General features: G+C 49.9%; 3 tRNA genes and 1 rRNA gene. All 4 read left to right on the top strand.

What is annotated here, in order from left to right:
* The first annotated feature begins 21 nt into the window (after positions 1 to 21).
* Positions 22 to 138, top strand: a 5S ribosomal RNA gene (gene rrf, locus WEIDD23_RS12235).
* 4 nt (positions 139 to 142) lie between these two features.
* Positions 143 to 215: transfer RNA gene (locus WEIDD23_RS12240), tRNA-Val, on the top strand.
* 3 nt (positions 216 to 218) lie between these two features.
* Positions 219 to 291 (top strand) — tRNA-Arg (locus WEIDD23_RS12245).
* Positions 292 to 339: 48 nt separating this feature from the next.
* Positions 340 to 413 (top strand) — tRNA-Pro (locus tag WEIDD23_RS12250).
* The last annotated feature ends 54 nt before the right edge of the window (positions 414 to 467 follow it).

The raw sequence follows: 467 nt of genomic DNA on the forward strand, positions 1-467 counted from the left end.
ACATTTCTCAATTAAATACCGTGTCGTGACGATGGCATTGAGGCCACACCTGTTCCCATACCGAACACAGAAGTTAAGCTCAATAGCGCCGAAAGTAGTTGGAGGATCGCTTCCTGCGAGGATAGGACGTCGCGATGCACATGGACGTTTAGCTCAGCTGGGAGAGCACCTGCCTTACAAGTAGGGGGTCACAGGTTCGATCCCTGTAACGTCCATATGGGCTTATATGCTAATTGGATAAACACCCCGGCTACGAACCGGGTATTGCAGGTTCGAGTCCTGCTAGGCCCATTAGTGAATCTCTGATTTACTAATGTTCATATAAAAATGAATATTGTTCGGGACGTAGCTCAGCTTGGTAGAGCACCTGGTTTGGGACCAGGGGGTCGCAGGTTCGAATCCTGTCGTCCCGATTATATAACGCAAGTTATAGATCGCGGTGTAGCTCAGCTGGCTAGAGCGTCCGG

The sequence above is a fragment of the Weissella sp. DD23 genome (assembly GCF_001579105.1).
Taxonomy (GTDB): domain Bacteria; phylum Bacillota; class Bacilli; order Lactobacillales; family Lactobacillaceae; genus Weissella; species Weissella cibaria.